Annotated in this window: 23 protein-coding genes; 2 read left to right on the top strand and 21 right to left on the bottom strand. The window is 71.6% G+C overall.

The window, feature by feature from the left end:
• Positions 1-287: 287 nt before the first annotated feature.
• The 20 genes from J2S57_RS00420 to J2S57_RS00515 all read right to left on the bottom strand — a co-directional run bounded on the left by J2S57_RS00420 (position 288) and on the right by J2S57_RS00515 (position 19,305).
• Complete coding sequence (locus tag J2S57_RS00420; protein WP_307236690.1) at positions 288-833, bottom strand: adenine phosphoribosyltransferase; 546 nt, start codon at positions 831-833, stop codon at positions 288-290.
• Complete coding sequence (gene secF, locus J2S57_RS00425) at positions 830-1,978, bottom strand: protein translocase subunit SecF (RefSeq protein WP_307236693.1); 1,149 nt, start codon at positions 1,976-1,978, stop codon at positions 830-832. Before secF ends, J2S57_RS00420 begins: the two co-directional genes overlap by 4 nt.
• Positions 1,978-3,903 carry a protein translocase subunit SecD gene (gene secD / locus J2S57_RS00430; protein ID WP_307236696.1) on the bottom strand — a complete coding sequence of 642 codons (1,926 nt, stop codon included), beginning with the start codon at positions 3,901-3,903 and terminating at the stop codon, positions 1,978-1,980. The genes secF and secD overlap by 1 nt, the downstream gene beginning before the upstream one ends.
• Before the next feature lie 105 nt (positions 3,904-4,008).
• Complete coding sequence (gene yajC / locus J2S57_RS00435; RefSeq protein ID WP_307236699.1) at positions 4,009-4,449, bottom strand: preprotein translocase subunit YajC; 441 nt, start codon at positions 4,447-4,449, stop codon at positions 4,009-4,011.
• Positions 4,450-4,853: 404 nt separating this feature from the next.
• Positions 4,854-5,975 carry a Holliday junction branch migration DNA helicase RuvB gene (ruvB, locus tag J2S57_RS00440; protein WP_307236702.1) on the bottom strand — a complete coding sequence of 374 codons (1,122 nt, stop codon included), beginning with the start codon at positions 5,973-5,975 and terminating at the stop codon, positions 4,854-4,856.
• A 136-nt stretch (positions 5,976-6,111) separates the two neighbouring features.
• A complete protein-coding gene (gene ruvA, locus J2S57_RS00445) occupies positions 6,112-6,744 on the bottom strand; it encodes a Holliday junction branch migration protein RuvA (RefSeq protein ID WP_307236706.1) in 633 nt (210 codons plus the stop codon).
• 208 nt (positions 6,745-6,952) lie between these two features.
• The gene (ruvC, locus tag J2S57_RS00450; RefSeq protein ID WP_307236709.1) at positions 6,953-7,522 is read right to left on the bottom strand and encodes a crossover junction endodeoxyribonuclease RuvC; all 570 of its coding nucleotides are present in this window, start codon (positions 7,520-7,522) and stop codon (positions 6,953-6,955) included.
• 84 nt (positions 7,523-7,606) lie between these two features.
• Positions 7,607-8,365, bottom strand: coding sequence for a YebC/PmpR family DNA-binding transcriptional regulator (locus J2S57_RS00455; RefSeq protein ID WP_307236712.1), 759 nt, complete (start codon positions 8,363-8,365; stop codon positions 7,607-7,609).
• Between the two features lie 316 nt (positions 8,366-8,681).
• On the bottom strand, positions 8,682-10,214 hold the full coding sequence (locus J2S57_RS00460) for an MFS transporter (protein WP_307236715.1): 1,533 nt from the start codon (positions 10,212-10,214) through the stop codon (positions 8,682-8,684).
• Positions 10,207-10,839 (bottom strand): pyridoxal 5'-phosphate synthase glutaminase subunit PdxT, encoded by a 633-nt coding sequence (pdxT, locus tag J2S57_RS00465; protein WP_307236718.1) that lies wholly within the window; start codon positions 10,837-10,839, stop codon positions 10,207-10,209. The genes J2S57_RS00460 and pdxT overlap by 8 nt, the downstream gene beginning before the upstream one ends.
• Positions 10,836-11,729 carry a pyridoxal 5'-phosphate synthase lyase subunit PdxS gene (pdxS, locus tag J2S57_RS00470; protein ID WP_370882424.1) on the bottom strand — a complete coding sequence of 298 codons (894 nt, stop codon included), beginning with the start codon at positions 11,727-11,729 and terminating at the stop codon, positions 10,836-10,838. Before pdxS ends, pdxT begins: the two co-directional genes overlap by 4 nt.
• 59 nt (positions 11,730-11,788) lie before the next feature.
• Positions 11,789-12,361 (bottom strand): NUDIX hydrolase, encoded by a 573-nt coding sequence (locus J2S57_RS00475; protein ID WP_307236721.1) that lies wholly within the window; start codon positions 12,359-12,361, stop codon positions 11,789-11,791.
• On the bottom strand, positions 12,361-13,530 hold the full coding sequence (locus J2S57_RS00480; protein ID WP_307236724.1) for a glycosyltransferase family 4 protein: 1,170 nt from the start codon (positions 13,528-13,530) through the stop codon (positions 12,361-12,363). Before J2S57_RS00480 ends, J2S57_RS00475 begins: the two co-directional genes overlap by 1 nt.
• Positions 13,527-14,417 carry a phosphatidylinositol mannoside acyltransferase gene (locus J2S57_RS00485; protein ID WP_307236727.1) on the bottom strand — a complete coding sequence of 297 codons (891 nt, stop codon included), beginning with the start codon at positions 14,415-14,417 and terminating at the stop codon, positions 13,527-13,529. The genes J2S57_RS00480 and J2S57_RS00485 overlap by 4 nt, the downstream gene beginning before the upstream one ends.
• Positions 14,414-15,046, bottom strand: coding sequence for a phosphatidylinositol phosphate synthase (pgsA, locus tag J2S57_RS00490; RefSeq protein WP_307236730.1), 633 nt, complete (start codon positions 15,044-15,046; stop codon positions 14,414-14,416). The genes J2S57_RS00485 and pgsA overlap by 4 nt, the downstream gene beginning before the upstream one ends.
• Positions 15,047-15,156: 110 nt before the next feature.
• Positions 15,157-15,711: an HIT family protein gene (locus J2S57_RS00495; RefSeq protein ID WP_307236733.1), complete on the bottom strand. Its 555-nt coding sequence runs from the start codon at positions 15,709-15,711 to the stop codon at positions 15,157-15,159.
• A 130-nt stretch (positions 15,712-15,841) separates the two neighbouring features.
• Entirely contained in the window at positions 15,842-16,090 is a 249-nt protein-coding gene (locus tag J2S57_RS00500) for a hypothetical protein (protein WP_307236736.1), read from the bottom strand.
• 191 nt (positions 16,091-16,281) lie between these two features.
• Positions 16,282-16,530 carry a hypothetical protein gene (locus J2S57_RS00505; RefSeq protein ID WP_307236739.1) on the bottom strand — a complete coding sequence of 83 codons (249 nt, stop codon included), beginning with the start codon at positions 16,528-16,530 and terminating at the stop codon, positions 16,282-16,284.
• 134 nt (positions 16,531-16,664) lie between these two features.
• A complete protein-coding gene (locus tag J2S57_RS00510) occupies positions 16,665-17,399 on the bottom strand; it encodes a hypothetical protein (RefSeq protein WP_307236742.1) in 735 nt (244 codons plus the stop codon).
• A gap of 184 nt (positions 17,400-17,583) precedes the next feature.
• On the bottom strand, positions 17,584-19,305 hold the full coding sequence (locus J2S57_RS00515) for a sensor domain-containing diguanylate cyclase (RefSeq protein WP_307236746.1): 1,722 nt from the start codon (positions 19,303-19,305) through the stop codon (positions 17,584-17,586).
• A gap of 117 nt (positions 19,306-19,422) precedes the next feature.
• Here J2S57_RS00515 and thrS point away from each other — a divergent pair, with 117 nt between their 5' ends.
• A complete protein-coding gene (thrS, locus tag J2S57_RS00520; RefSeq protein WP_307236749.1) occupies positions 19,423-21,402 on the top strand; it encodes a threonine--tRNA ligase in 1,980 nt (659 codons plus the stop codon).
• 73 nt (positions 21,403-21,475) lie between these two features.
• Positions 21,476-22,777 carry an alpha-amylase family protein gene (locus J2S57_RS00525; RefSeq protein WP_307236752.1) on the top strand — a complete coding sequence of 434 codons (1,302 nt, stop codon included), beginning with the start codon at positions 21,476-21,478 and terminating at the stop codon, positions 22,775-22,777.
• Between the two features lie 24 nt (positions 22,778-22,801).
• Here the strand turns inward: J2S57_RS00525 and J2S57_RS00530 are convergent, their stop codons facing one another.
• Positions 22,802-24,220, bottom strand: coding sequence for a serine hydrolase domain-containing protein (locus J2S57_RS00530; protein WP_307236757.1), 1,419 nt, complete (start codon positions 24,218-24,220; stop codon positions 22,802-22,804).
• Positions 24,221-24,290: the final 70 nt, after the last annotated feature.

Consider the following 24,290-nt stretch of genomic DNA (forward strand, 5'->3'; position numbering starts at 1 on the left):
GACACGCGATCCTCCCGACGTCGTTCGTCTCGCTGCGGAGACTCCTTGCTGGACGAGTGTAGGGGCCGCACCGCCCCCGTGCCTCGCCTCTCGGCAGCCGCACTGCCCGTCTTGAGCACTTCCAGCAGCTACCAGAGCGCTCCCGGACGCCTCATGATTCCCGATTCTGCGGGAAACGGTCCCTTTCGATATTGACTTGATGCCGAACTCGAGCGGTTCGTGTTGAGTTCATCACGCACGGTCGAACGAAAGGGACACGTTTCCCGAACGGGCGGCACGTACCGCTTTCAGTACTTCAGCAGAGAATTCACCTCACGCCCGGCGAGTCGCCGCCGGCCGTCCAGGAATCCGAGCTCGACCAGGAACGACACCGACACCACCTCGGCCCCGACCCGCTCGAGCAGTCCGGCCGCCGCCTCGGCGGTGCCTCCGGTGGCCAGCACGTCGTCGAGCAGCAGCACCCGCTGCCCGGGCCGCACGGCGTCTTCGTGCACCTCGATCACGGCCGTGCCGTACTCGAGCGTGTACTCCGCCGACACCGTGGTGTGCGGCAGCTTGCCCTTCTTGCGCACCGGCACGAAGCCCACGCCCAGGCTGAGGGCCACGGCCGCGCCGAAGATGAACCCGCGGGCCTCGACCCCGGCCACCAGGTCCACCTCGGCCCCACCGCCGGGCCGGTGCGCGGCGGACAGCGCGCGCACCGACTCGGCGAACAGGTCCGGGTCGGCCAGCAGCGGCGTGATGTCCTTGAACAGCACACCGGGCGAGGGGTAGTCGGGAACGTCCCGCAGTCCCGCCGAGAGCCGCCGGCTCAGATCCTCCTCGGTCGTCACCCCCGCCGGCCCCGCTTCGGCTGGGCGCGCTGGCCGGACGTCTCGCGCCGGACGGCCGGGCCGCGGCGCGAGGGCGTGCCCGAACCGGTGACGACCGCGGCGGAACCGGCACCGACGCGCTCGGGCTCCGCCGCGTCGTCCGGCTCGTCGTGCTCCGGACCGGCAGCGGTGCCCTCGGCGCGGCGCTTGAGCAGCTTCTTGGTGTGGGCGACGATCTCGGGCTCACGGCGGCGCAGGTCGACCAGCAGCGGCGTGGCCACGAAGATCGACGAGTAGGTACCGGCCGCGATACCGATGAACAGGGCCAGCGAGATGTCTTTCAGGGTGCCCGCGCCGAGCACGAACGCACCGATGAACAGGATCGACGCCACCGGCAGCAGAGCCACGACGGAGGTGTTGATCGACCGCACCAGGGTCTGGTTGACGGCCAGGTTGGCGGCCTCGTCGTAGGTGCGGCGCGTGGACAGCGTGATCCGGTCGGTGTTCTCGCGGACCTTGTCGAACACCACGACGGTGTCGTAGAGCGAGTACCCGAGGATCGTGAGGAAGCCGATCACCGACGCCGGGGTGACCTCGAAACCGGTGAGGGCGTAGAGGCCGGCCGTGATGATCAGGTCGTGCAGCAGCGCGATGATCGCCGCGGCCGACATCTTCCAGGTGCGGAAGTACAGGGCGATGATGATGCTGACCAGCACCATGAACACCAGCAGACCCTGAGCGGCCTTCTTGGTGACGTCGCTGCCCCAGCTGGCCCCGACGAAGTTCGAGGTGATGTTGTTGTCGTCGACCGCGTAGGCCTTGGCCAGAGCGTCGCGGACCTCGGTGGTCTCGGCGTCGCTGAGGGTCTCGGTCTGCACCCGCACGCCGTTGTCACCGATGACGGTGACGCGGGCCTCGGCCCCCGGCACCACCGAGTTGACGGCGTCGGAGCCCTTGATCGTGTCGGTGTCGGCGACCTGCGAGAGCTGGAACTCCGAGCCCCCGCGGAACTCGATGCCCGGGTTCAGCCGGATGAAGGCCAGCGACAGGATCGACGCGACCGTCATGGCGATCGCGATGCCATACCAGATCTTGCGGTGCCCGACGAAGGCGAACGAGCGCTTGCCGGAGTGAAGGTCGTTACCGAAGGCGGCGAAGCTGAACATCAGGAGTTCCTCCCCGTGCCCGACGTGACCTGGCTGTCCTGCGCGGAGCCACCGGGATCCCCCGGTTCCGAGCCGGTTCCGGCGCGGGCCGCGGCGGCCCGGCGGGCGGCGATGCTGTCGCCCGTGGAGACCTGCTCGGTGGCGGCGGCGCCGTTGCGCACCCGGCCCCGGCCGGCGTAGGCGCTCGGACGGCCGAGCTGCTTGGCGCTGAAGCCCGACAGCGTGTGGCCGTCGTGGAAGAAGCGCAGCCGGGCCAGGTAGGTCACGGCCGGCTTGGTGAAGAGGAAGACGATCACGACGTCGATCAGGGTGGTCAGGCCGAGGGTGAAGGCGAACCCGCGGACCCCGCCGACCGCGACCAGGTAGAGCACGATCGCGGCGAGGAAGTTGACCGCGTCGGACGCCAGGATGGTGCGCTTGGCACGGCTCCAGCCGGCCTCGACGGCCGACGACAGCGGACGGCCCTCACGCACCTCGTCCCGGACTCGTTCGAAGTACACGATGAACGAGTCGGCCGTGATACCGATGGCCACGATCAGACCGGTGACACCCGCCAGGGAGAGCCGGTACCCCTCGGTCTCGCCGAGCAGGACGACCAGGCCGTAGGTGAGCGCGCCGGCCAGGCCGAGGCTGAACACCGTGACCAGGCCCAGGGCCCGGTACTGCAGGAGCGAGTAGAGCACCACGAGCACCAGACCGATGAGACCGGCCAGCAGGCCGCGCTCGAGCTGCTCGCCACCGAGCAGTGCGGAGATCTGGTTCTCGGTCTGCACCTGGAACGACACCGGCAGCGAACCGAACTTCAGCTGCTGGGCCAGGAGCTGCGAGGAGGCCTGGGTGAAGCTGCCGGAGATCTGCGCCTGGCCGTTGGTGATCGCCGCGTTGGTGGACGGGGCCGAGATGACCAGCTCGTCGAGCACGATCGCGAACTGGTTCTGCGCGCCGGTGAGCTGGATCAGGCGCCTGGTGACGTCGCCGAACTTCTTGGTGCCCTCGGAGTTGAACTCGAGGTTCACCACCCACTCACCGGTGGAGAAGCCCTGGCCGTTGGCGCCCATGCCGGCGCTGGCGGTCTTGATGTCGGCGCCGGGCACCTCGACCGGGCCGAGGATGTACTTGTAGCTGCCGTCGCTCTCGCAGGTCACGACCGGCTTGGCCGGGTCGCTCGACTGCGCCTGCAGCTTGCTCAGGTCGGTGCAGGTCTCCGCGGTGTACTCGTTGTAGAGGTCCTCGGTGATCTGCGCGGTGTCCGACGCGGAACCGGCGGCCGGGTCGGTCGGGTCGGCGGCGGCGGTGTCACCGCTCGCGGTCGCCTCCGGGCTTGCGGACGCGTCGGTCGCCTGCGGGGAGGAGCTCGCCTTCGGGGAGCTGGTCGCCTCGTCGGTGGGCGTCGCCCCCGCCTTCAGCGCCTGCGGCACGACCCGGTTGTTCTCGTCGGCACCGGCCTCCGGGCTGGCGCTGGCCTTCGGGCTCGCCTCGGCCTTGGCCTTGCCGCTGGAGGTCGCCTCCGGCGTGGCCCCCGGGCTGCTGCTGGTCGACGGGGTCGGCGTGGCGCTGGTGACCGGCAGGCCGACGGCCTCGGCCACGAGCACCGGCCGGAAGCTCATCTGCGCCGACTGCTTCACCAGGTTGCGGGTGGCCTCGTCGGGGTGGCCGGGCAGCGAGACGACGATGTTCTTGCCGCTCTGCGTGGTGATCTCGGCCTCGGAGACACCGGAGCCGTTGACCCGCTGCCGGATCACGTTCACGGCCTCGTTCAGCTGCTCGGTGGTCGGCGTGATGTTCGCGCCGTTCAGGGGCCTCGGCTCGAGAATGATCTCGGTGCCGCCCTCGAGGTCGAGGGCGAGGGCCGGGGTCCATCCGCCGTTCGACGTCACCGTCCGGATGCCGACCACGGCGTACACGACGGCCAAGATGGCGACCATGAACAGCAGTGCCCGACCTGGTCGGGAGGCGTTGCTGGATCGTGCCACGGTTGCGGGTCTCTTCTCGTTCTCGTGACGGCTGGAGCCGTCGCAGTCAGGGCCGGCTCAGCGGCCGTCGGATCCGGTGCTGCCGTCGGAGGTGCCGGACTCCGGGGGCGGCGCGTAGCCGGCCTCGGAACGGATGCCGTCACGCTCGGCGGTGGTGCTGCCGGTGGTGTCTGTGGCGTCTGGGGTGCCTGTGGTGGTGCTCTGGTGCGGGGTGCCGTCGGTCTCCGCCGGGCCGTCGGCTTCCGCCGGGTCCGTCTCGGGCACGATCTGCGCGATCGCTCGTTTGTTCCAGCGGGTGAGCAGACCGGGCGCGATCTCCAGCACCACGGCGTCGGCCTCGACCTCGACCACCTCGGCGTAGAGCCCGGAGGTGGTCATCACCCGGGTGCCCGGGGCGACCGAGTCCTGCTGGGCCATGAGCTCACGCTGCTGCTTGCGCTGCCGGCTCACCATGAACCAGAGCAGGACCAGAGGAACTGCCAGGATGATCAGTTCCACGTCGTCGCCACCCACTCCGTCACGGATGCTGCCCTCATCGTCTCGACCTTCATGTGCGCCGGTGCCCTCCTTGGCGACGTGCCGGGAAACCTGTCCGGCTACCAGTCGGCCGGGACGCCGGTCTGGTTGCCTTCGGCACCAACCGACCTATCATGCCCGACCTCGGCCCGCTCGTGAGCACGCATGCTCCCACAGCGGACTGGGTGCTCCGTTCAGCTGACCTCTGAGCAGGGACGTTCGGCGTGCCGCGGGGCCGGGATCCGTCTGCCGATCGCCCCGGCGGCCCGTTCCGGCAGTGCCACCCTTCGGGTGGAGCTGCGGAACACGATCAGGGCGGACAGGCGGGACGCCGGCTGCGTGAGCGCCGCCGGCGGCGCACGGTCGGGTGCCGGGCCGGTGCACGATCAGGGCTCGGGGTCGGGCAGCGTGTCCTGGTGCATGCCGGAGCGGCTGGTCAGCGTGCCGCCGCCGGTGCCCGCCCCGGCCCAGGCGAAGCCGGCGGGAGCGGCCAGACCCAGGTGCTCCCAGGTCGCGGGGGTGGCGATGCGGCCGCGCGGCGTGCGCCCGAGCAGACCTTCGCGCACGAGGAACGGCTCGGACACCGTCTCGACGGTCTCCGGCTCCTCCCCCACCGCGACGGCGAGGGTGGACAACCCCACCGGGCCCCCGCCGAACCGGCGGCACAGGGCCTCGAGCACCGAGCGGTCGAGGCGATCGAGACCCCGCGCGTCGACGGCGTAGACCTCGAGCGCGGCGCGGGCGGCGGTCAGGTCGAGCGTGCCGTCGCCGCGCACCTGCGCCCAGTCCCGCACCCGGCGCAGCAGGCGGTTCGCGATACGCGGCGTGCCCCGCGAACGACCGGAGATCTCCACCGCGGCCTCGGGCGTGAGCTCGACCCCCAGCAGCTCGGCGGAACGCCGCAGCACCTGCTCGAGTTCTTCGGGGGCGTAGAAGTCGAGGTGCCCGGTGAACCCGAACCGGTCGCGCAGCGGACCCGGCAGCATGCCCGCCCGCGTGGTGGCGCCGACCAGCGTGAACGGCGGCAGGTCGAGCGGGATCGCCGTCGCCCCCGGGCCTTTGCCCACCACCACGTCGACGCGGAAGTCTTCCATCGCGACGTAGAGCATCTCCTCGGCCGGGCGCGCCACCCGGTGGATCTCGTCGACGAAGAGCACCTCGCCCTCGGTCAGCGAGGACAGCACCGCGGCGAGGTCACCGGCGTGCTGGATGGCCGGGCCACTCGTGACCCGCAGCGGCTGGTTCAGCTCGTGCGCCACGATCATCGCGAGGGTGGTCTTGCCCAGGCCGGGCGGACCGGAGAGCAGGATGTGGTCGGGCACCGAACCGCGCGCCTTCGCCGCGTCGAGCACGAGGCTCAGCTGCTCGCGCACCACCTGCTGCCCCACGAACTCGGCCAGCATCTGCGGCCGCAGCGCGCCCTCGACCAGCCGGTCGTCGACCCCCGCGGCCGAGGACAGGAGCCGGGCCGCCGCTTCCTCGGCCTCGCTCAGCGCATCGTCGTTCATGCCCGCACCCACTCGAGCCCGCTCACGTCAGGACCGACCCGCCCGCCTGCGCCCACACCCGAACCCGCACCACCGCGCCCGATGGAACCGACGCATGCACCGGTATTCACCTGCAGCTCACCGACAACCAGCGCCATCAGCCCGTGCGCCCCAGCTGCCGCAGCGCTGCCCGCAGCACCTGGGCCATGTCGGGCGTGGCGCCGTTCTCGTCGACCGGAACCGCCGCGTCGGGCCCCGAGGTCACCCGGTCGACCGCGTCGGAGGCGGCCTTGACCGGCCAGCCCAGACCGGTGAGCGCGTCGAGCACCTGGTCGCGCCAGGCCGGTGCGGCCACGGCGGTGACCGGCGCGGCGGTCGCCCCGCCGCTGGGCGCACCGAGCTTGCCGGTCAGCTCGAGCACGATGCGCTGCGCGCCCTTGCGCCCGATGCCGGGCACCTTGGTGAGCGACGTCAGGTCTTCTTGCGCGACCGCGAGACGCAGCGCCTCGGGCGTGAGCACCGCCAGCATCGCCAGGGCCAGGCGCGGGCCGATGCCCGAGACCGTCTGCACGATCTCGAACACGTCGCGCTCGTCGGCCTCGGCGAAACCGAAGAGCGTGAGCGAGTCTTCACGCACGACCATGCTGGTGGCCAGCTCGGCCTCCTGCCCCGGACGCAGCTCGGCCAGCGTGCCGGGGGTGGCCTGGACCAGTAGCCCGACCCCGCCGACCTCGACCACCACCGAGTCCAGGCGGACCGCCGCCACCCGTCCCCGCACCGACGCGATCACCGTGACTCCCTCACAACTCCGAACATCTGTACGAGACCGCAATCTAGCCGGACCCACCGACAGAATCTGCCAAGGCCCGTCGGCGCGCCCGCCCCCGGAGGGGTTCACTTCGTCGCGGACGAGCACGGGGGCACCCCCTATACCCGCCACGCATAGGAGGTGTTCCTGCTCTCAGGTCAAAGCTCGGAGCCACCGGCAGGCCAGAGCGTCAGCGCCCCGGACGCTTCGACGCCTCGATCGCCGCCACCCACGCCTGCTGCGCCGCCGTCGCACCGCCCTGGGCGCCACGCGGCAGAACCGCCGCCGTGCCGTCACGCCACAGGTGACAGATCGCCAGGGCCAGCGCGTCGGCGGCGTCGGCCGGGCGGGGTGCCTCGGAAAGCCGCAGGATCCGCTGCACCATGGCCGTGACCTGGGCCTTGTCGGCCCGGCCGGAACCGGTGACGGCGGCCTTCACCTCACTCGGCGTGTGCATGACCACCGGAATGCCCCGGCGGGCCGCCGCGAGCACGGTCACCCCGGCGGCCTGGGCCGTGCCCATCACCGTGGACACGTTGTTCTGGGCGAACACCCGCTCGACCGCGACCACGTCGGGCGCGACCTGGTCCATCCAGCCCTCGACGGCGTCGCTGATCCCGAGCAGCCGCGCGCCCAGGTCGGAGCCGGCCGGGGTGCGGATCACGTCGACGGCGACCATCGTGGCGCGGCGCCCGGGCAGTCCGTCGACCACGCCCAGGCCGCACCGGGTCAGGCCGGGGTCGACGCCGAGAACACGCATGACAGCACGATCACATCAAAACGGACGAGGGCCGGGAAACGACACCCGCAACGCGTGTCACACCCGGCCCTCGGTCCGACGCCATCACTCGGCGTTGAGAACTTCCATCACGTCGTCCGGCACGTCGAAGTTGGCGTAGACGTTCTGCACGTCGTCGCTGTCTTCGAGGGCGTCGATCAGCTTGAACACCTTGCGCGCGCCCTCCTCGTCGAGGGGGACCTCCATCGACGGCACGAACTGGGCCTCGGCCGAGTCGTAGTCGATGTTCTGGTCGACCAGGGCGGTGCGCACGGCCACCAGGTCGGTGGCCTCGCTGATCACCTCGAAGACCTCGCCCTGGTCCTTGACCTCTTCGGCGCCGGCCTCGAGCACCGCCTCGAGCACCGCGTCTTCGGTGAGGCCGTCGGACTTCGGCACGACCACGACGCCCTTGCGGTTGAACAGGTACGACACACTGCCCGGGTCGGCCATCGCGCCGTTGTTGCGCGTCATGGCGGTGCGGACCTCCATGGCGGCCCGGTTGCGGTTGTCGGACAGGCACTCGATCAGCAGGGCGACGCCGTTGGGGCCGTAGCCTTCGTACATGATCGTCTGGTAGTCGGCCCCGCCGCCGTCGGCCCCGGAACCACGCTTCACCGCGTTGTCGATGTTGTGGTTCGGCACCGACGACTTCTTGGCCTTCTGAATGGCGTCGTACAGCGTCGGGTTGCCGCTCGGGTCGCCGCCACCGGTGCGGGCCGCGACCTCGATGTTCTTGATCAGCTTGGCGAACATCTTGCCACGCTTGGCATCGATGGCGGCCTTCTTGTGCTTGGTGGTGGCCCACTTGGAATGGCCGGACATCGGGTTGCCTCCCGTTACGCATACATTCGAATAACCAAAGCTCAGCTGGTCATCCTACCCACGCGCGGGGAGTGGACGTGGACACGGGCCGCCGACCGGCCCGGAAAGAGCCCGGAGGCGCCCGATCACCAGCAACGGACGCACGATGCGAGGACGCCGGAACCGGGGGCTCCCGAACGGGGAGACGCCCGGATCGAGAACCCCGCAGATCGCGGACGAGGCGGGTCACGAACGAGGCAGAACGCGGCTAGGCGGGTCACGGACGAGGCAGAACGCGGACGAGGCAGGTCACGGACGAGGCGAAGGCGCCCCGGCCTCAGTCCCAGACCCGGGGCTCGGACCCGGACCCGGAACCGGACTTGGACTCGGACTCGGACGCCGCAGTGACCGCGACCGGGTCGCGCACCGGCTCCTCCGCCAGCTCGGCCGCGGCCCGTTCCGCCCGTTCCCGCGCCCAGCGTCCCGACGACACGAACCCGAACACCAGCGCCAGCACCGCGAAACCGGCGACGACACCCCAGCCGGCGTGCGCCGCGTCCACCCGTGAGCCCGCCCCGGCCGCCGCGAGACCGGCCGCGGACCCCGCCCCCAGCGCACTCGTGTAGACCGACCCGACCACCGCCACACCCACCGTCGTGCCGACCTGCCGGCTCGTCGACGCGACCGCCGCCGCGAGCCCCGCCTGCGACGGCGGCATCCCCGACACCGCCGTGGCCGTGATCGGCGCGTTCAGGAACCCGAACCCGACGCCGAACAGGGCGTAGGCCAGGAACAGCAGCCCCAGCGGACGCGACGGCTCGACGAAGGTCAGCGTGATCGTCCCCGCCGTCATGCCCACGCCACCCAGCAGCAGCGACGGGCGGGTGCCGTAGACCGCCACCATTCGCCCCGACAACGGAGCCAGGGCCATCACCACGAAGGCCATCGGCAGCAGGTAGACCCCGGCCCGCAGCGGCGTCAGCCCCAGGTCGTTCTGCAGGTAGAGGGTGTTGACGAAGAGACACCCGGCGAACGCCGCGAACGCGCAGACGGCGATCAGCGTGGCCCCGGAGAACATCGGGCTGCGGAAGAACCGCACGTCGAGAAGCGGCTCCACGCGCCGCCTCTCGTGAACGACCAGCCCGACGACTGACGCGAGCGCCACCACCAGCAGCCCGACGACCAGCGGCGATCCCCAGCCCCGGTGCGGCACCTCGATGATCGCGTAGATCAGCGTGGCCAGCGCGAGGATCACCAGCACCTGGCCGACCGGGTCGAACCGGCGCGCCCGCGCGGCCTTCGACTCCGGCACGAACAGCGCGGTCAGCCCGATCGCCAGCAACCCGATCGGCACGTTGATGATGAAGATCCAGCGCCAGCCCACGGTGTCGACCAGCAGCCCGCCGAGGATCGGGCCGAGCGCGATGCTCACCCCGATCACCGCGCTCCAGATGCCGATCGCCCTCGCGCGCTCGGCCCGGTCGGGGAAGGTGTTGGTGACGATCGACAGCGCCACCGGGTTGAGCATCGAGGCACCCACGCCCTGCAGCATCCGGAAGACGACGAGCCAGGCCAGGTTCGGGGCCAGCGCGCACAGGGCCGAGGCCAGCACGAAGATCGCCAGGCCGGTCTGGAAGGTACGCCGCCGCCCGATCCGGTCGCCGGTCGACCCGGACAGCATCAGCAGGCTCGCCAGCACCAGCGTGTACGAGTCGAGTGCCCACTGCAGCCCCGACACCGAGGCGTCGAGATCCTTCTGCAGCGAGGGCAGCGCCACGTTCAGCACCGTCGACTCGAGCCCCACGATGAGCAGGCTCATACAGCAGATCCCCAGCACCAGAAAGCGCCGGGCCGTGCTCAGTTCAGGCATGACGTCCGTTCGCACGCGCCTTCTCGGCGTACTCGTTCACCATCGACGCGAACAGATGGTGGACGCGGTGGTCGCCGGTGATCTCCGGGTGGAAGGAGGTGGCGAGCAGGTTTCCCTGCCGCACCGCCACCGCGTGCCCCTCCGGCGAGCGGGCGAGCACCTCCACGCCGGGCCCGACCTCCTCGACCCACGGCGCCCGGATGAAGACCGCGTGCACCGGCCCGCCCTCGACACCGGCGAAGTCCAGGTCGGCCTCGAACGAGTCGACCTGCCGCCCGAACGCGTTGCGCCGCACGGTCACGTCGAGACCGCCCAGCGTCTGCTGTCCGGGGGCCGTGTCCACCACCCGGTCGGCGAGCAGGATCATCCCCGCGCACGAACCGTAGGCGGGGACCCCCGCGTCCAGAAGCCCCCGCAGGGGTTCCCGCAGACCGAAGACCCGGGTGAGCTTGTCGATCGTGGTCGACTCGCCCCCCGGCAGCACGATCCCGGACAGCCCCTCGAGCTCGGCGGGCCGCCGCACGGCCCGCCCCTCGAGACCGGCCCCGGCCAGCGCGGCCAGGTGCTCCCGGAAGTCGCCCTGGACCGCGAGAACGCCGACGACCGGTGGTGGAGGCGTCCTCACCAGCCGCGCTCGGCGAGACGGTGCGGCTGCGGGATCTCGTCGACGGTGATGCCGACCATGGCCTCGCCCAGACCGCGAGAGACCTTGGCGATCACGTCGGGGTCGTCGTGGAACGTGGTGGCCTTGACGATCGCCTCGGCGCGCGCGACCGGGTTGCCGGACTTGAAGATGCCCGAGCCGACGAACACGCCGTCGGCGCCCAGCTGCATCATCATCGCGGCGTCGGACGGCGTCGCGATACCACCGGCCGTGAACAGCACCACCGGGAGCTTGCCGGTCTCGGCGATCTCCTTGACCAGCGCCAGCGGCGCCTGGAGCTCCTTGGCCGCGACGTAGAGCTCGTCGGGCGAAAGGCTCGACAGACGACGCATCTCGGCGCCGATCGTGCGCATGTGGGTGGTGGCGTTCGAGACGTCGCCCGTGCCGGCCTCACCCTTCGAGCGGATCATCGCCGCGCCCTCGGAGATCCGGCGCAGCGCCTCCCCCAGGTTGGTGGCACCGCAGACGAAGGGGACGGTGAACTTCCACTTGTCGATGTGGTGCGCGTAGTCGGCCGGGGTGAGCACCTCGGACTCGTCGATGTAGTCGACGCCCAGCGCCTGCAGCACCTGCGCCTCGACGAAGTGACCGATGCGGGCCTTGGCCATCACCGGGATCGAGACGGCGGCCTTGATGCCGTCGATCATGTCCGGGTCACTCATGCGGACCACGCCGCCCTGCGCACGGATGTCGGCGGGCACCCGCTCCAGCGCCATCACGGCGACGGCTCCGGCGTCCTCGGCGATGCGGGCCTGGTCGGGGGTCACCACGTCCATGATCACCCCGCCCTTGAGCATCTCGGCCATGCCTCGCTTGACGAGACCGGTACCGGTAACGGGGGTGTCGGACACGGGGAACCTCACAGGCGTTCAGCTGACGGGAACCAGGATCAGCGCCATCGTAAGCCCACTCAGGACACAGGCTGCCAGGACAGGGACTCGGGCTGGCTGTCGTCGATCTCGATCATCTGCGGCATCTGGGCGGTCCCGGCCAGTCTGGCCCACCGCACGACCTTCTTACGGCGCATCCGCTGCGCGTGCGAGACCGCGTCGTTGTGGAACCGGCGGGCCAGCTGCACCCGCTCCCCCGCCAGCACCAGCTCGTCGAGCAGCTCACCGGCCACCGGATCGGCCCGCAGCTTCGTCACCTGCCGGGGGTCCGCGAACGCCTGGTGCAGCGCCCGCGCCAGCAGGTTCTCCCCGGCCTCGCTGACCGGGGCGTCGGGCGCGCGCACCATCCGGGTGGCCGCCAGCCGCAGCTGCTCACCAGCCGGCGGGGGTACCAGGCGGCTCACCTCCAGCGCGACCGCGGCCCGCCGGGCCAGGCGGGTCTCCAGCGCGGCGCGGGAGGTCTCGACCCGGTGGTGCAGCCGGTCGAGCCGGGCCGCCAGGTAGGACAGGTACCAGCCGATCGCGACCAGCCCCAGCACGGTGAGGAGCGCGACGCCCCAGGGACCGTCGAGCCAGGTCAGGGCGAGCTCCATCAGCTCACCTTCGGGCGCCAGCGGGCGAGCAGACCCAGGCGCGGGTCCTCCCCCACCTTGTCGGCGCCGATCGTGACGGTCTCGTAGACGTCGAGCACCTGGGCGGCCACCCGTGGCCAGTCGTACCGGCGCACCGCGACCGAGGCCCGGGCGGCGCGTTCGCGGGCCTGGTCGGGGTTCTCCAGCGAGGCCGACACGGCGGCAGCCAGCGCGTCCGGGTCACCGGTCCGCGCCAGCAGCCCGAGAGCCCCCTCGTCCAGCACCCGCCGGAACGCCCCGAGGTCGCTGGCGATCACCGGCGCCCCCGCACTCATCGCCTCGACCAGCACGATCCCGAAGCTCTCGCCGCCGATGTGCGGCGCGACGTAGGCGTCCACCGACCGCAGCAGCGAGGCCTTGGCGTCGTCGTCGAGCGCGCCGAGCAGCTCGACCGCGCCGCGGGCCGGGCCCGCGGCGGCCAGGGCCTCCTCCGCCTCACCACGCCCGAGCACCAGCACCCGCAGACCGGGATGACGCTCGAGCAGCGCGGGCAGCGCCGCGGCCAGCACCGGCAGCCCCTTGCGGGGTTCGTCGAGACGGCCGAGGAACGCGATGGCCGGGCGCCCGGGCGTGCCCTGCCACTCCGGGCGCGGCGGGGCCGCGGCGAACCGGTCGACGAACACCCCGTTCGGGATCACCACCGCGTCACCGCCGAGGTGGTCGACCACCGTGCGGCGGGCGTCCTCCGAGACCGCGATCCGGGCCGACAGCTTCTCGAAACCGGGCCGCAGCAACGGGTACGCGGCCGACATCGCCCGCGAGCGCGGGTTGGACGTGTGGAACGTGGCGACGATCGGGCCGGTCGCGGCCCACATCGCCAGCATCGACAGTGACGGGCTGGACGGCTCGTGCACGTGGAGCACGTCGAAGTCGTTCTCGGCGAGCCAGCGCTTGACCCGTGACGAGGCGACCGGGCCGAAGCTGATGCGGGCGATCGAGCCGTTGTAGGGCAGCGGCACCGCGCGGCCGGCCGAGGAGATGTAGGGCGGGAGCGGGGTGTCGTCGTCGGATGGGGCGAGCACGCTGACGTGGTGGCCCTGCCCGATCAGGTGCTCGGCGACGTCCCGGATGTGGAACTGCACGCCGCCGGGCACGTGGAACGAGTACGGCGAGACCATGCCGATTCTCATCGGGCCTCGAGATCCGCGTCGAAGACCCGCTGCAGCATGTGCCAGTCCTGCGGGTGCTGCCGGATGCCCTCGGACAGCGCGTCGGCGCAACCCTGGGTCATGGCCGCGATCTTCTCCGCGCTGGTTCCCTCGGAAGGCACCGGCACCGGCTCGTGGATCTGCAGCACCAGCCCGTAGCCACCCTCGGGCAGCTTCTCGTAGTAGGTGTTCACGGGCAGCAGCGGGGCCTTGGTGGCGAGCGCGATCGCGGCCGGGCCGGGGGCCATCCGCGAGGCCTCGCCGAGGAAGGTCACGGGCACCCCGTTGCCGGACAGGTCGCGGTCGGCCAGCAGCGGCACGAACGCACCGCCGCGCACCTGGCGGATCAGCTTCGACATCAGGCCCGGGTCACCGAGCGGGAAGATCTCCATGCCCAGGCGCCGCCGGTAGTCCAGGAACTCCTGGTAGACCTCCTCGGGCCTGAGCCGCTCGGCCACCGTGGTGACCTTGCGCAGGTGCACGCAGGCCCAGGCCCCGGCGTGGTCCCAGTTGCCCTGGTGGGCCAGCGCGGCCACGACGCCGCCGGAGGCGAAGACCCGCTCCAGTCGCTCGGGTTCGTCGACGCGGCAGGTGCGGGCCAGGCGCTCCGACGACCAGTCGGGCAGCAGGAAGGCGTCGACCCAGTAGCGCAGGTACGAGCGCATGCCCTCGCGCGACAACGCCCGCAGGTCCGTCGAGGGGGGCACGGCGCGGGCGAGGTTCTGCTCGAGCCGCTGCACCCCGGTGCCCCGGCGCCACCAGACGTAGTCGGCGGCGAGCCGGAAGATCAGGTACGCCAGGCGCTCGGGCAGGAGCCGGACGACGCGCCAGGCCGACAGATAGGCAGCGGTGACGATGCGGTCTTTCACAACTGGGCGGCAGCGGCCGCGTCACGGGCCAGGGCCTGACGCCGCACCATGAGCACCCGCTGCACGATGGTGATCACGCTGGCCACGGCGAGCACGCCGAGCACCGCGGTGAGCACCAGCACGGGCACGCCGATGCCGACGAACCCGGTGGCGATGAGGGTGGCCACGAGCCGCTCGGACCGCTCCGCGATGCCGACGTTGGCCTGCATGCCGAGGCCCTCGGCGCGGGCGCGGGCGTAGGAGACGAGGAACCCGAGCACCAGGCAGGCCAGCGCCAGGGTACCGGTGAGCTCGTCGTCACCGCCGTTGTAGAACCAGATGACCAGGCCACCGAAGACCGCGGCGTCACCGAAGCGGTCGAGCGTGGAGTCGAGGTAGGCGCCCCAGGACGACGAGCGGCCGGAGAGGCGGGCCATCGTGCCGTCGATCAGGTCGGAGAACACGAAGGCGGTGACCACCATCACCCCCCAGAACAGCTCGCCCTGCGGGAAGAGGATCAGGGCGCCGGCACACACGCCGACGGTGCCGACCAGGGTGACCACGTCGGGACTGACGCCCCAGCCGAGGAGGAGCCTGGCGACCGGCGTGAAGATGCGGGTGAAGAGGGCCCGCGCGAATCGGTTGAGCATGGTGAGCCCACTCTATCCACGCTCAGGGGGTGCTCCGGCGCCGTCGTGACCACCCTGCAACCAGCGGCCCTCCCGATGGCACAAGGGCTCATCGGAGGGTAGGCGGGTGTTCACCCAGCGGTGGCCCAGGCGTCCGCCAGCTTCTTGCGGGTGTCGGCGAGCAGCTCGGGCAGCGCCTTGGTGCGGGCCACCACCGGCAGGAAGTTCGCGTCGCCGCCCCACCGCGGCACGACGTGCTGGTGCAGGTGGGCGGCGATACCGGCGCCGGCCACGGCCCCCTGGTTCATGCCCAGGTTGAACCCGTGCGGCGCCGAGACCGCGCGGATCACGGTCATCGCGCGCTGGGTCAGGGTGGCGACCTCGACGGTCTCCTCCGGCGTCAGGTCGGTGTAGTCCGCGACGTGACGGTAGGGGCAGACCAGCACGTGCCCCGGGTTATAAGGGAACAGGTTGAGCACCACGAAGGCCTGCTCACCCCGGGCGACGACGAGACTCTCCTCGTCGCTCGCCTGCGGCGCACGGCAGAACGGGCAGTCCTCGCCGGGCGCCGAGGTCTTCGGCTTCTCCTCACCGCTGATGTAGACCATGCGGTGCGGCGTCCAGAGCCGCTCGAACCCGTCCGGCTCGCCGCCGAGCGCGTCGGCCGTCTCGTACCCGTCTGTCACCTGCGGGAGTCTAGTGGCGGCGCCCGGATGTTTCAGGGGGCGCCGAATGGTGGACGTCGTGGTCGCCCGGGCGGTCGGCCGCCGGTGCGGGTCCGGTCACCGTCCGGTGCCCGGACCCGCCCCCTCAGACCTAGAGCAGCTGGTGCACGCGCTCGGCGAAGGCCGGGTCGTGGGCGATCGCGGTGGCCACGGCGTGCTGGACGCGGTCGCGCGTCCACCCGGAGGGCCCCTGGGGCGTGCGGCACTCGGCGTCGAACTCCGCCATGTACCGGGTGCCGGAGAGCTTGCCGGCGACCAGGTCGTGCAACTCGTTCAGGTGGCCGTCGGGGGTCGAACCCCAGGACCGCAGCCGGTCGACGACAACATTCGCACCCTGCACATCTGCCTCCTCATTAAGGCTGAACCTGTTCAGGCAGGGTCGGCGGAGGTGTGACGCAGGTCAAGTACCTGGACGCGAGTTGGGCCGAACAGGTCAGGGGAAATCCCACCCGTCCGGCCCGGCCTCCCCCGAAACCCCTGGTCAGAGCCGAATCTCGGAAAGGCCTGCCGGACGGGCCGGAACCGCGGACGTCAGAGCAGCTGACGCACCCGCGCGGCGAAGACGGCGTCCCGGGCGATCGCCGTGGCCACGGCGTGCTGCACCCGGTCCCGCGTCCACCCGGAGGGCCCTCTCGGTGTGCGGCACTCCTCGTCGAAGTCGGCCATGTACTGCTGACCGGCGAGCTTGCGGGCCACCAGGTCGTGCAGCTCGTCGAGCCGCTGGTCCTGCTGCCCCGGGCCCCAGCCCCGCAGCCGGGCGACGACCACATCCGCACCCATCATCGGCTCCTCCCGTTCCGCCGTTGGATGCCCTCATTGAGGCGGGGAGTGACCGCCGACACAAGCGCGCCGGGGCGAGTGTGCGCCGAACGGTCACCGCGAGGGCATCGCCCCCATCCCGGCGGCACCGAGCGTCACGGCAGCCCGATCTCTCCCGTCCGCCCACCTCGCCCGGCCTGACGCTCCCGGGCCGCGGTGCCCAGCCGGCGCAGCGCCTGACCGGCACGCACCCCGACCCCGGGCCGGCGCACCCGGCGGGCCACCGTCTCCCCGGGCGTCCCCACGCCCCGCACCGCCCGCACGATCGCGTGCCCGGGCGCCGCGGCGTGCGCACCGCGGGGCATGGCCAGCCAGGGCTCGAACTCGTCGACGACCTCGCGCACCCGCTCCTCCCAGTCGCCCCGGCCGCCCTCGTCGAGCAGACCCGGCACGTCCGGGCCGACGCCGTCGGCGAAGATCCCGGCCAGGCGCCCGCGGTCGTCCGCGAGCAGGTCGGCCAGGCTGGTGTCAGGAGTGAGCACGTAGGCGGCCGGGCCGGTCCCGAACAGCACGAGCAGCCCGCCGAGGATGGTGCCGCCGTCGATCCGGACCACCAGCAGGTCGAACCGCGTGGAGTCCCCGGCCGGCTGACCGGTCGCGTTCAGCGCCGCGACGGCCCGCTCACGCCGCGACTCGTCGTCGGGCCGCTCGGCCAGCGCCCCGACCGCCCACCGGGCCGGCGCCGAGACCATGAGCTGCTCCAGGCCCACGCGCGAACCCAGCTGGAACACGAAATCACAGCGCTGCACCCGGAAATCGCCGACCTGGATGCTGCGGCCGTCGAGAAGCTGGACACCGGGCGTGCGTACGTCGTCCTCAACCCCGAGCACTTCACCCTCCTGACCGTCGGTGATCCCTCCGTCACCATGAGGCGGTCAATCGGGCAAATGGGTCAAGGCCGATGCAGCGACGCTGCCATTTGCGGGTGCAAGTGGTGCACCCCTGAACCGCGTCCCGGTGACGCCTGCTGACGTTTCAATGGCGCCGGTCAATGGCGCCGGTCAATGACGCCGGTCAATGACGCCGGCTCTGCGCCGGGTGGGCCACGTCTCCCGGCTGCGGCGCGTGCCGCGGGGCCGGGGTGGGCGCCGGGTAGGCCAGGGGCTGCGAGCCCGCGAGCGACGGCACCGCGTAGAGAGCCGGCGGTTCGGCCGGGACGCGCTGCCCCGGGATCCGCGCGGTCGCCGCCGCGCTGCCCCGCCGCCGCTTGTTCTCGGCCAGCGTCGCGGCCGTCGCCCGCAGCAGCTCGTCCGGGTCGATCGCCGGGTCCTGCGTGAACATCACGCCGAGGGCCGTCGTCACGGTGAGACCGGTGTCCGCGCCGAACCGGTTGGCCACCTCGGCCAGCGCCCGCTGCACCCGGCCGGACTCCTCGCGCACCGACTCCTCGGTGGCCTCCCCGGTCAGCACCACGAACTCGTCGCCGCCGAGCCGGGCGGTGAAGGAGCCGTCCGGGACCACGTCGGCCAGCGCCCGCGCGGTGCGGCGGATCAGGTCGTCCCCGGCCCCCTGGCCGCGGGCGTCGTTCACGGCGCGCAGCTCGTCCAGGTCGATCATCACCACGCCGAGACCGGTGTCGCCGGTGGTCACCGGCAGGCTCCCGATCGCGGCCCGCAGCCGCTCGCGCAGCGCCGTGCGGTTGCCCAGCCCGGTCAGCGGATCGGTGCGGGCCTGCCGTTCCAGCCACTGCTCGTGCACCTGCTGCGCGGTCACGTCGCGCATCTGCACGAGGGCGTGCTCGGGGCTGCCCTCGGCGTCGCGGGTCAGGGTGATCACCAGGTTCACCAGCAGGTGCCCGGTGCCGATGCTCATCCGGGTCCGGTGCTGGACGGTGTCGTTCGGGAAGGTGCCGGCCGGCTGCGTCACCAGGCGGTCGAGGTCCTCGAGCAGGGCGCGCCGGGCCGCGGTGCCGTCGTCGGCGACCCCCGCCCCGAGGGCGACGGGCACCTGCCCGGCCACCACGTCCTCAAGCGTGAGACCGACCAGACCGGAACGACCGGTGAGGGTCTGCGCGGCCGGGTTCGCGTGCACGATCCGGCCCGTCTCGGTGCCGGAGACCGCGACCACTACGATCCCGTCGGCGGCGTGCCGGAACACCGCGCCCAGCAGCTCCTCCGCGGACCGCCGGCCCTGCTGGCTCTCCTGGGCCTGACGCGAACGCCGGGCCAGCTGCTCGGTGGCGTGCCGGGCGCGTTCCAGGGCGTCGGCCATCTGGAAGATGCCGATCGCGTGGTCGGCGAGGATCCGCAGCATCTTCAGCTGCTCGGCGGTGAACGTGCGTTCCTGCTCGTCGTAGGCGCACAGCGTGCCCACCACGTGCCCGGTCAGCGTGCGCAGGGGCACGGAGGCGTAGAAGCCCATCCGCGCGATCGTGCCGTCGACCACCGGGCTGTTCGCCAGGATCGGCACCGTCGTGGCGTTCTCCACCACGAGCTCCTGGCCGCTGCGCACCACCAGGTCACAGGGGATGTCCTCGCGCGGGAAGCTGCCCTTCGGCCCGCCCACCGCCGCGATCGAGTGCAGCCACTCCTCGTCCACGATGTTGATCGTGGCGTTCTCGGTACGGCACAGCTCCGCCGCCAGCTCGACCAGCCGGTCGATGCCCTCGGCCACCGGGCGCTCGATCAGTCCCAGGGCGTGCACGGCCTCGATCCGGGCCTGCTCCTGCCGGTCCACGTCCGTGTACGCGCCGTACGAGACGTCACCGATGTCATCCCCCACCACATGCCCAGCCACCCGGTCGCTATCGGCACACACCGACGCGAGCCTGAGCCCTGGCGCGCCACGGGCGGCGCGCTCGGTAGCATCCAGGATGCGCCCGTCCGGGTGCCCACCACCTAACGAGGAGTCACTGTGTCAGCCCAGGTCACCGTGTCCGTATCCGGTTCGCCGCGGGAAGTCCCCGCGGGGACCACGGCCGCGGACCTGTTCTCCGACGACCGCGCCGTGATCGTGGCCCGCGTCAACGGCGAGCTGCGCGACCTCACCCACGCGCTGGCCGAGGGCGACCAGGTCGAGCCGGTCACCGCGGAAGACCCCGAGGGCCTGGCGGTGCTGCGGCACTCCACCGCCCACGTGCTCGCGCAGGCCGTGCAGGCCACCTTCAAGGACGCCAAGCTCGGCATCGGCCCGCCGATCCGCGACGGGTTCTACTACGACTTCGACGTCGAGACCCCGTTCACCCCGGAAGACCTGAAGGCCCTCGACAAGGCCATGCAGCGCATCATCAAGGAGGGCCAGACCTTCCAGCGCCGCGTGGTCACCGACGAGGAGGCCCGGGCCGAGCTGGCGAACGAGCCGTACAAGCTCGAGCTGATCGGCCTCAAGGGCGGTGCCGGTGACGCCGAGGGCGCCGACGTCGAGGTCGGCGCGGGCGAGCTCACCATCTACGACAACCTCAACCGCAAGGGCGAGGTGGCCTGGAAGGACCTGTGCCGGGGCCCGCACGTGCCCAGCACCAAGCTGATCGGCAACGGTTTCCAGCTGATGCGCAGCGCCGCCGCCTACTGGCGCGGCAGCGAGAAGAACCCGCAGCTGCAGCGCATCTACGGCACCGCCTGGGCCACGAAGGACGAGCTGAAGGCCTACCTCGAGCGCCTGGCCGAGGCCGAGCGCCGCGACCACCGCAAGCTCGGCACCGAGCTCGACCTGTTCAGTTTCCCCGACGAGATCGGTTCCGGCCTGGTGGTCTTCCACCCCAAGGGCGGCGTGATCAAGCGGGTGATGGAGGACTACGTCCGGGCCCGGCACATCGAGGAGGGCTTCTCGTACGTCGGAACCCCGCACATCAGCAAGGGCCAGCTGTTCGAGACCTCGGGGCACCTGCCGCACTACGCGGACACCATGTTCCCGCCGATGGACCTCGAGAACAGCCAGTACTACCTCAAGGCCATGAACTGCCCGATGCACAACCTGATCTTCAGGTCGCGTGGGCGTTCGTACCGCGAGCTGCCGCTGCGCCTGTTCGAGTTCGGCTCCGTCTACCGCTACGAGAAGTCCGGCGTGGTGCACGGTCTCACCCGCGTGCGGGGGCTGACGCAAGACGACTCGCACAGCTACGTCACCCCGGAACAGGCCCCCGGTGAGATCCGGCACCTGCTGAAGTTCGTCACCGGGCTGCTGAGCGACTTCGGCCTGAACGACTACTACCTCGAGCTCTCCACCCGCTCCGACGCCCCGGACAAGAAGGACAAGTTCATCGGGTCGGACGAGGAGTGGGAGAAGGCCACCGAGGTGCTGCGCCAGGTGGCCGAGGAGTCCGGCGCCGAGCTGGTGCCCGACCCCGGTGGCGCCGCGTTCTACGGCCCGAAGATCTCGGTGCAGGCGAAGGACGCCATCGGCCGTACCTGGCAGATGTCGACCATCCAGTACGACTTCAACATGCCCTCGCGCTTCGGCCTGGAGTTCGCGGCGGCCGACGGCACCCGGCAGCAGCCGGTGATGATCCACTCGGCCAAGTTCGGTTCGCTGGAGCGGTTCTTCGGTGTGCTGGTCGAGCACTACGCGGGCGCGTTCCCTCCGTGGCTCGCCCCGGTCCAGGCCGTCGGCATCCCGGTGACCGACGACCACGTGCCCTACCTCCGGGACGTGGCCGGGCGTCTGGCCGAGGCCGGGGTGCGCGTCGAGGTCGACGACTCCGACGACCGCATGCCCAAGAAGATCCGCACCCACACCAAGCAGAAGGTCCCCTTCATGCTGATCGTGGGTGACGACGACGTGGCCAAGGGCGCGGTGTCGTTCCGGTTCCGCGACGGCTCGCAGGACAACGGGGTGCCGATCGAGCAGGCGATCGAGCGGATCACCGAGGCGATCCGGACCCGCGCGCAGGTCTGAACCATGTACTGACGCAACGGCGCCGGGTCGACAAGGCCCGGCGCCGTTCGCTTTTCACCCGGAGGTCTTTGCGGTGCCCGACTGGTCCGAACATGTCATCTGGTGGCAGCTGCACCCGCTCACCTTCACCGGTGCTCCCGACGAGGCCACCACCGAGGTCGTGCCGCGGCTCGAGAAGCTCCACCCCTGGCTCGACTACGTCATCGAGCTGGGGGCCAACGGCCTGCTGCTCGGGCCCGTGTTCGCCGCCGCGACGCACGGCTACGACACCGTCGACCATTTCCGCATCGATGCGCGGCTCGGCGACGAGCCGATGTGGGACGCGCTGGTCGAGCAGGCGCGCGGGCGCGGCCTGCGCCTGCTGCTGGACGGGGTGTTCAACCACGTCGGCCGTGAGTTCCCGCATTTCCAGGACGTTCTCGCTCACGGAGACCGGTCGGAGTACAAGGACTGGTTCCACCTGACGTTCGCCGAGGACGGCACGTTCACCTACCGCGACTTCGAGGGGCACGGCGCCCTGGTCGCGCTGAACCACGAGAACCCGGCCGTGCGGCAGTACACCATCGACGTGATGCGGTACTGGCTCGACCGCGGCGCCGACGGCTGGCGCCTCGACGCGGCCTACCAGGTGCCGGCGGAGTTCTGGCGGGCGGTGATCGGCGAGGTCCGCACCACGCATCCGGATGCCTGGTTCCTCGGTGAGGTGATCCACGGCGACTACGCGGAGATCGCGCGGGCCGGCGACCTCGACTCGGTGACCCAGTACGAGCTCTGGAAGTCGTTGTGGAGCAGCCTGAACGACGCCAACTTCTGGGAGCTGGCCTGGAACCTGGAGCGGCACAACGAGTTCGCCGCGGGTTTCGTGCCGCAGACCTTCGTGGGCAATCACGACGTCACGCGCATCGCCAGCCGCCTCGACGACCCGCGTCACCTCGGGCACGCGCTGACCGTGCTGTTCACGGTGGCCGGGATCCCGAGCGTGTACGCCGGCGACGAGCAGGCGTTCCGGGGCGTGAAGTACGACCGGGCCGGAGGGGACGCCGAGATCCGGCCCGCGTTCCCCTCCACCCCCGGCGAGCTCGCCGATCTGGGCGCACCGGTGTACCGGCTGCACCAGGACCTGATCGGCCTGCGGCGGCGGCACTCCTGGCTGACCCGGGGCACGGCCGAGAAGATCCACCTGGTCAACGAGGCGTTCGCCTACGAGATCCGGCGCCCGGACGGTGACGGCGGCCTGGTCGTGCTGCTCAACGTGTCCGACGCCCCCTACGGTTTCGACCTCGGCGACCGGCCCGTGAAGCGGCTGCTGGCAAGCCGTTCCGAGGGGCCGGAGGCCGAGATCGAGGCGCACGGATGGGCCGTACTGGAGTACTAGGCCCGGTCATGGGAGCCGGAGTTCCTAGTACAGCGGACGCCAGCCCTCCGGGTCGACACCCCCGGGCACCGGGCCGGACGGGTCGTAGGGCCGGCGGGTGAACACGAACGTGCCGATGTCCAGGGAGCTCACCGTTCCCTGGGCGTCGCGCACCGCCCGCAGCTTCTCGCCCGCGTAGTAGCCCTCCCGGCCGATCCACTCACCGTCGGCGTCACGCCGGAACCGGCCGGTGCGCACCGGGTTGCCCAGGCCGGTCGCGACCAGCTCGCCGTCGGCGGTCAGCCGCAGCCCCAGACCGCTCGGCCCCCAGTACCAGGTGCCGGTCAGGGCGAGGGCCTCGTCGTCCACCTTCTCCAGCGGTTTCCAGGCCGGGCCCACGAAAGGCTCGTGCTCGCGCATGATCCGGAGCATCTCGAAGGCCACGTCGTTGCTGCCGCCGTTGGTGGCGTTCGCGAGCACCACCACGCCGGTGTCCTGGGCCGGCTCGACGAAGAGCCCGGCCACGAACCCGGGCATCGAGCCGCCGTGACCGATCACCACGGCGCCGTCGGGCATCTCGTAGCTGAACACGCCCAGCCCGTAGCCGCGCCTCGACCGCCCGCTGTCGACGCCGGTGACCTCGGCCATCTCCTCACGGGACGACGGGCTGAGAATGCCTCCGGCCGAGGCGGACCCGAGCAGCAGACCGGCGAACCGGCCGAGATCGGCGACGGTCGACCAGAGCTGACCGGCCGCGGCGCCCGCCCCGGAGTCCTCGGTGGGCTCGGGCAGCACCAGGTCGGCCCACGGGTGCACGGCCCAGCCCCGGGCGGCGCCCGGCTCGGCGAAATACGTGGTGCGGCGCATGCCCAGCGGCACGAGCACCTCGTCGCGCAGGGCGTCGAACCAGGCCCGGCCGCGCAGCCGGGCCACGACCTCGCCGAGCACGGCGTAGCCCACGTTGGAGTAGTGGAACCGGCGGCCGGCCGGGTAGAGCACGTCGTCGGCGCGCAGCCGCTGGGCGAACTCGGCCCAGCCCACGCCGGGAACGCGTTCCCACCAGTCGCCGGGCAGCTCGGCGCGCAGGCCGGACTCGTGGGCGAGCAGCTGCCCGATCGAGCGGTCGCCGAACGGCAGCCCGCGCACATGGTTCTCGACCGGGTCGTCGAGCCGGAGCAGTCCCTCGTCACGTAGCCGCAGCACGGCCACGGCCGTCATGGTCTTGGTGATCGACCCGATCCGGTACTGCGTGTCCGGCCCGGGTTCCGGGCCCGCTCCCCCGGGCCCGCCGGAGGTGCCACCCGTGCTCCCACCGGCACCGCCGCGTCCGCCGGTCCAGACCAGCCGCCCACCCCGGGTGACCCCGGCGACCGCGCTCGGCAGCCGCCCCTCGCGCTGGGAGCGGGCGAGGGCGGCGAGCAGACGGCGTGCGGTCGACGGCGCGATCGATTCATCCCCTGTCATGCGCCGATGCTATGCGGACCGGGTTTCCGGACGGGTTTCCGGACCGATTCCGTCGGCACCACCCGGTGAC

It is taken from the genome of Kineosporia succinea, assembly GCF_030811555.1.
In the GTDB taxonomy this organism is placed as follows: Bacteria; Actinomycetota; Actinomycetes; order Actinomycetales; family Kineosporiaceae; genus Kineosporia; species Kineosporia succinea.

Bases quoted from the DNA above. Each gene is read 5' to 3' on its own strand.
- J2S57_RS00480 (WP_307236724.1), bottom strand. From the start codon at position 13,530: ATGAGAATCGGCATGGTCTCGCCGTACTCGTTCCACGTGCCCGGCGGC.
- J2S57_RS00460 (WP_307236715.1), bottom strand. From the start codon at position 10,214: ATGCCTGAACTGAGCACGGCCCGGCGCTTTCTGGTGCTGGGGATCTGC.
- J2S57_RS00475 (WP_307236721.1), bottom strand. From the start codon at position 12,361: ATGGAGCTCGCCCTGACCTGGCTCGACGGTCCCTGGGGCGTCGCGCTC.
- secD (WP_307236696.1), bottom strand. From the start codon at position 3,903: ATGGTCGCCATCTTGGCCGTCGTGTACGCCGTGGTCGGCATCCGGACG.
- J2S57_RS00455 (WP_307236712.1), bottom strand. From the start codon at position 8,365: ATGTCCGGCCATTCCAAGTGGGCCACCACCAAGCACAAGAAGGCCGCC.
- pgsA (WP_307236730.1), bottom strand. From the start codon at position 15,046: ATGCTCAACCGATTCGCGCGGGCCCTCTTCACCCGCATCTTCACGCCG.
- J2S57_RS00530 (WP_307236757.1), bottom strand. From the start codon at position 24,220: ATGACAGGGGATGAATCGATCGCGCCGTCGACCGCACGCCGTCTGCTC.
- ruvB (WP_307236702.1), bottom strand. From the start codon at position 5,975: ATGAACGACGATGCGCTGAGCGAGGCCGAGGAAGCGGCGGCCCGGCTC.
- secF (WP_307236693.1), bottom strand. From the start codon at position 1,978: ATGTTCAGCTTCGCCGCCTTCGGTAACGACCTTCACTCCGGCAAGCGC.
- ruvC (WP_307236709.1), bottom strand. From the start codon at position 7,522: ATGCGTGTTCTCGGCGTCGACCCCGGCCTGACCCGGTGCGGCCTGGGC.
- J2S57_RS00505 (WP_307236739.1), bottom strand. From the start codon at position 16,530: ATGGGTGCGGATGTGGTCGTCGCCCGGCTGCGGGGCTGGGGCCCGGGG.